The 4700-nt window shown below is 38.6% G+C and carries 10 protein-coding genes and 2 pseudogenes; 10 read left to right on the top strand and 2 right to left on the bottom strand.

Translation table 11 applies throughout. The features are described 5' to 3' along the window. Positions 1 to 7: 7 nt before the first annotated feature. A complete protein-coding gene (locus G468_RS0116290; protein WP_026823950.1) occupies positions 8 to 280 on the bottom strand; it encodes a DUF1883 domain-containing protein in 273 nt (90 codons plus the stop codon). Positions 281 to 674: 394 nt separating this feature from the next. Here G468_RS0116290 and G468_RS21525 point away from each other — a divergent pair, with 394 nt between their 5' ends. From G468_RS21525 to G468_RS23185, 8 genes and pseudogenes are all read left to right on the top strand, one after another. Beyond that, positions 675 to 911, top strand: coding sequence for a hypothetical protein (locus G468_RS21525; protein ID WP_034250251.1), 237 nt, complete (start codon positions 675 to 677; stop codon positions 909 to 911). Positions 912 to 1008: 97 nt separating this feature from the next. Continuing rightward, a complete protein-coding gene (locus tag G468_RS0116280) occupies positions 1009 to 1263 on the top strand; it encodes a hypothetical protein (protein WP_026823949.1) in 255 nt (84 codons plus the stop codon). Positions 1264 to 1335: 72 nt separating this feature from the next. Next, on the top strand, positions 1336 to 1578 hold the full coding sequence (locus G468_RS0116275) for a phage holin family protein (protein WP_026823948.1): 243 nt from the start codon (positions 1336 to 1338) through the stop codon (positions 1576 to 1578). Then, the gene (locus G468_RS0116270; RefSeq protein ID WP_026823947.1) at positions 1538 to 2020 is read left to right on the top strand and encodes a lysozyme; all 483 of its coding nucleotides are present in this window, start codon (positions 1538 to 1540) and stop codon (positions 2018 to 2020) included. The genes G468_RS0116275 and G468_RS0116270 overlap by 41 nt, the downstream gene beginning before the upstream one ends. Then, a complete protein-coding gene (locus G468_RS0116265; protein ID WP_026823946.1) occupies positions 1990 to 2439 on the top strand; it encodes a lysis protein in 450 nt (149 codons plus the stop codon). Before G468_RS0116270 ends, G468_RS0116265 begins: the two co-directional genes overlap by 31 nt. 174 nt (positions 2440 to 2613) lie before the next feature. After that, positions 2614 to 3210, top strand: a complete 597-nt coding sequence (locus G468_RS21520; protein ID WP_051297168.1) for a hypothetical protein — start codon at positions 2614 to 2616, stop codon at positions 3208 to 3210. Between the two features lie 24 nt (positions 3211 to 3234). Beyond that, entirely contained in the window at positions 3235 to 3354 is a 120-nt protein-coding gene (locus G468_RS25500) for an Rz1-like lysis system protein LysC (protein WP_420885103.1), read from the top strand. Between the two features lie 31 nt (positions 3355 to 3385). Then, positions 3386 to 3496 (top strand): annotated as a pseudogene (locus G468_RS23185) (lysis system i-spanin subunit Rz); the annotation flags it as partial. 7 nt (positions 3497 to 3503) lie between these two features. Here G468_RS23185 and G468_RS0116255 read toward each other — a convergent pair. Continuing rightward, positions 3504 to 3899 carry a hypothetical protein gene (locus tag G468_RS0116255; RefSeq protein WP_026823945.1) on the bottom strand — a complete coding sequence of 132 codons (396 nt, stop codon included), beginning with the start codon at positions 3897 to 3899 and terminating at the stop codon, positions 3504 to 3506. 135 nt (positions 3900 to 4034) lie between these two features. On the opposite strand from G468_RS0116255, the gene G468_RS23520 reads away from it, so the two are divergent. Beyond that, positions 4035 to 4502 carry a hypothetical protein gene (locus tag G468_RS23520; RefSeq protein ID WP_051297167.1) on the top strand — a complete coding sequence of 156 codons (468 nt, stop codon included), beginning with the start codon at positions 4035 to 4037 and terminating at the stop codon, positions 4500 to 4502. Positions 4503 to 4510: 8 nt separating this feature from the next. Next, a pseudogene (locus G468_RS0116245) lies at positions 4511 to 4700 on the top strand (HNH endonuclease); the annotation flags it as partial.

Here is a 4700-nt window from a genome sequence, read left to right as displayed (position 1 = left end):
AGCGGAGTTAATGTGCTGGAATGACAGATATAGAATGTCTGAGGGTAGCTGAGCCTCCACCAAGATCTAGTGTTATGTTCCAATATCCATTATGCGGAACAGTAAGTTGAGCAGGTAGTCTTTTAAAAAATCCGCCACCGCCATGATGATGAAATGTTCTTCCATTACGATAATTATTAAATTCAGAGTCTGTTGTCATAAGTATGTTGCATTGATGGGTACAATTTATAACAACAGTGTCACCTGTGTTTAATTGCATTCTTTTGTGTAAGAAATTCATTAATAATTAGTCCTGTATATAAACAGGGCTTTACACAGATCATCAAGTGGAATAAACTAAATGGGTGATCACATGTAAAACCTTGTCGTTTTATCTTCTGTCCCTGATAGTTATCGCTATCAGGGATTCCTATATATAGTGTTTAGTACTCAAAATATACACTATATGTCCTTATTCTATTCTTGAGCAAAAAAAAGATCAACGAAAAGATCGACTTACGAATTTTTAACTCCGCCCTGATGGTGGTTTTTTTGTTTTACCCCACCGCAATATTCACAAATCCAGAATACACAAAAATAGCACCCATTGAGGTGTTTTTTTTGTTTTAGGGATGAGTCATTAACAATATCAAGGAACGGGATAATTGATAACAATAATAACAAAGAGAAATCTTATGACTAAAACATTAAACCTTGAATTACATCCTTCTAGCGTTAAACCGGGTACTGAAGAATACCCCCGTCAATATCTCATCGTTAATCGTTTTGATTATTACAATGTAGTGGTAGGCGCTTTTGCAGAAGGCGGGAAATTTCTTTATTTCCAAGGCTGGGATAACGGTGAATATGTCACCTTTAAACCCGCTGATTACGCTTACTGGGCGGTGTTACCGGCAAAAAAACCTGAATAAGCCTTAAAAATAAGCCACCGCAATACTCACACAAACAATCATCAAAACGGGTAAGGCGGCTGTCTTCCTGTTTAATTGTTAAACATGAGGTTAAAGTATGGACGAACGTATGGAAGTATTAGAAAGTAGAATAGGTGAATTGGAAAAACAGTTCACAGAGATGAATAAGATGAACTGCTGTACTAAATCAGAACATGGTGTTAATGCTATTCTTCAAAATGTTTTAGATTTAACCCGAGTAAAAAAGGCTACATCCAATTTTAAAACAAATTGTAAAGTCAATTATCAACAAGCAGTCATAGACAAAGTCTTGGTAAAAGATAATTTTATATCAGAAGCTATTATAAATTAGCCATCTCTTATTTATGCGCTCCTCTTTTTTAACAAATAATTCAAGGCAATGGAACCCTCAAAGGTAGGGTATATGCGCATGTCAGAAAAATATTCAACACCCGCTGCCTATCTGTGGGGCATCATGACCTCCATCGGTGGCGTTATAACAACAATTTTTGATTTTTTAACCCTTGACCAGTGGGTTGCAGTGATGGGTATTGGCTGCACGATAGGGACATTTTTAATCAACGTGTACTACCGCAAAAAGGAGTACAAACTCAAAGAGCGTCAGTATGAAAATACCGAAAAAAATATTGATGGCAACGGGCGGTAGCGCGTTATTTCTAGCATCAAGCATGATAACGCATTTCGAAGGGTTAAGGTTCAAACCCTATTTTGACGGTGGCGGTGTATTTTCCGTTTGCTATGGTCATACAGGCAACGATATTGAGCGTAATCGAACGTACACCAAAGCTGAATGTGACAAGTGGCTTGATGACGATTTGAAAGCGGTTAAACGTTATGTTGACCCGTTGGTTAAGGTCAATATCAATACACTGACTCAGGCAGCCCTTTACTCATTTGCCTACAACGTGGGCGTAGGGAATTTTGCCAAATCCACGTTACTCAAAAAGCTCAACGCCAATGACCGAAAAGGCGCATGTGATGAGATGAAACGATGGATTTACGTAAAAGGTGAAGTCTGGAAAGGGTTAATGACCCGTCGAGAAATAGAGAGCGTAATATGTTATGGCGACCTGTCATACCTATCTTGATAATCATTGTCGGATTGATGATTTATCTCAGCGTTGTTTTATCAGACTACAAAAATCTGAAAACACAATACCACACGCTAAAACAGCAATATCACGCTCAACTTGAAGCGTTGAAGTTGCAGCAGCGAAAAATTGATGCTTTACAGCAGCTCGATATTCAACAGACTGAGAAATTAAACAATGCCAAAGCTGAACTGGATAAGCTGCATGATGCTGTGCGTGCTGGCACTAAGCGGTTGCGTGTCAACGCCGTGTGTCCAATACCTAAAACCACCCCCGCCAAGAGCCGATATGATGAAGCCATCCCACAACTTAGCGAAGCAGCTCGAGAAGATTATTTCCATCTCAGAGAAATGATGGTTGAGAACGAAAAGCAAACAGAATATCTACAGCAGTACATTAAAACACAGTGTCAATGAATTAAGTCCTTAACTATCCGGAAATTCCGGATAGTCCCCGCGCCCTCACCGCGCATTCAAATAAACCCGAGACAATTCACAAAATAGACCTCAGGGAACGTCAGTCAATCATGATGCGTTCGGGGTCTGTACGTTCTGTGTGAGCTGAGGTCTCTTTTTTGAAAGGTAAGCATCATGAAAGCAGTAACAACTAAAAATAAAAGTTTTTTAGCAACCGAATTACCAACAATGACCAGTCTGGAAATGGTGGACTACATTAATGCTGATCGGAAATCAAAAGCGGAAGCAGAGGGATTAACGTTTCCTTGTAAAAAATATCGCAAATTACAGCACAATGATTTTTTGAAGAAAGTACCCAAAGTTTTGGGAGAAACATCAGGGAAATTTTTCTCTGATGATATTTTCATCGCTGGAAACGGTGCGAAAGCAACTCGAAAAATTTACCGATTTCCTAAGCGTGAAGCCTGTTTGATGGCAATGAGTTACAGCTATGAGTTACAGGCTAAAGTCTATGACTACATGACGGAGTTGGAAGAAAATAAAGGGTTAGCTTTTACTATTGAACAATTACAAAATATTGTTGCTACAGCCCGAAAAGCATCTGATGAAGATTCGTCTGATGCGGGGCGAAGATTACGTAAACGACAAGATGATTTATTTACGCTTAAAAAGGCTGAAAAGTCAGTGAAGGAATTATCCCAAATACCCCTTGATTTGATTGGTGGTGGTAGCAGGTGTCAATGCCAATTGAATTCTGATCCACTTTGCTAAAGTAAAACTGATCCACCCCCAGCAATCACCGGTATGATGACATGGCGTGATAGCCTGATACTTAATGAGCAGTTACTGACAGTGATTGAGCAGTGTAATCTTGACAAACAGGCGATAAGGCGAATTGAAGAAAGTAGTTATTAAATCCTCAAAATATGATTGAGCCACCCCACAACTTGGTGAGGCAGCTCGACAAGATTATTTCCGTCTCAGAAAGATGATAATTGAAGATGAGAAGCAGACGGAATACCTACAGCAATACATCGAAACACAGTGCAGTGGCTAATTTTGATTTATTTTAAGCGTAAAAATAGTTTTATATCTGCCACCTGTTTTAATAATAAATTGTATGCCTCATCCGTTCTGGATTTTTCATGCTTGAGCTGATTAAAAGTCGATTGATATTGAAAAATTAACGCTTCGAAGCGTTTCTGTTGTCTTTTAGATAACCGTCTCATTAAGCATGTTATGGCGGATTCTGGTAAGAGGAATGCAGTAGTAAAACCCCGTTTTTCAAACCATGACTGCATATAATCGAAATATTCAATTATGGGTTCAGCACGTTCATTAAACTCTTGTCTTTTATCTCTACCTATGGCGTGTTTGTTACCAATATATAACCCTAGGAAAAATGTTAATAAACTAATCAGAGGTGAGTAAAGTTGCAGGATTTTTATCAAATCGTTCATGAATATTGGTGGCTCCTTTATCCAATAATTACGTTTATTTTTGGTTTGTTATGTGGTGGTTTAACAGGTTGGCCACCCTTTAGCTGGAAATAATCATTCCGTTAAATATTACCATTAATTTGAAACAGGTTAATTATGTCTGAAAAGAATGCCCCAGAAATTATAGTAAAAATAAAGGCTGATGATAGTGATCTCATTAAATTAGAAGATTGCTTGCAACGTATTGCTAATTTGATGAAACAAATGGGGTCAATTAGCGAAGAGAAAACCTATCCAGCCAATTTGCGAATTGCAGTACAAGAGGCTTGTAATTTCGGTGCTCGAGAAGGCGCGAAAAAAGCGAGAGATAAACAAATCAATGATGAAAAAAAAGAATCGATAAAATTATCAAAACTGTTTATTAGGGGTGTGTTTAAAGGCTATGCGCTTACCGTTAAGGGAAAGATAATCTCTAATCTGGAATCGACGGTTGTAGAGAGTAAACCGCATCAAATTCCACGCGTTACGGCATCTTTCATTGTAACTGATGAGATGATAGTTGATGCGCCTGATATACATTTAAAAGATTACATTTATTGGTCAGCAGAAGAAGTGAATGCTTAAGGAGGACTATGCCGCCACGTATTCCTCGCGCCTGTCGCAAACCTGGTTGTGCCAAGACAACAACTGAACGCAGTGGGTACTGTGAAGTACATCAACACCAAGGTTGGAAAAATTATCAGCAAGGCAAAAGCCGTCATCAACGGGGCTATGGTACAAAGTGGGATAAATTACGTGCAACCATATTAAAACGTGATAAAT

This window comes from Arsenophonus nasoniae DSM 15247 (assembly GCF_000429565.1).
GTDB classification, from domain to species: domain Bacteria; phylum Pseudomonadota; class Gammaproteobacteria; order Enterobacterales; family Enterobacteriaceae; genus Arsenophonus; species Arsenophonus nasoniae.
Note: the sequence above shows the minus strand (reverse complement) of the source record. Positions and strands in the feature narration are given on the sequence as shown.

Coding starts and splice junctions, on each gene's coding strand:
- G468_RS0116275 (WP_026823948.1), top strand. CDS start 1,336: ATGCGCATGTCAGAAAAATATTCAACACCCGCTGCCTATCTGTGGGGC.
- G468_RS0116290 (WP_026823950.1), bottom strand. CDS start 280: ATGAATTTCTTACACAAAAGAATGCAATTAAACACAGGTGACACTGTT.
- G468_RS23520 (WP_051297167.1), top strand. CDS start 4,035: ATGTCTGAAAAGAATGCCCCAGAAATTATAGTAAAAATAAAGGCTGAT.
- G468_RS21525 (WP_034250251.1), top strand. CDS start 675: ATGACTAAAACATTAAACCTTGAATTACATCCTTCTAGCGTTAAACCG.
- G468_RS0116265 (WP_026823946.1), top strand. CDS start 1,990: ATGTTATGGCGACCTGTCATACCTATCTTGATAATCATTGTCGGATTG.
- G468_RS0116280 (WP_026823949.1), top strand. CDS start 1,009: ATGGACGAACGTATGGAAGTATTAGAAAGTAGAATAGGTGAATTGGAA.
- G468_RS0116270 (WP_026823947.1), top strand. CDS start 1,538: ATGAAAATACCGAAAAAAATATTGATGGCAACGGGCGGTAGCGCGTTA.
- G468_RS0116255 (WP_026823945.1), bottom strand. CDS start 3,899: ATGAACGATTTGATAAAAATCCTGCAACTTTACTCACCTCTGATTAGT.
- G468_RS21520 (WP_051297168.1), top strand. CDS start 2,614: ATGAAAGCAGTAACAACTAAAAATAAAAGTTTTTTAGCAACCGAATTA.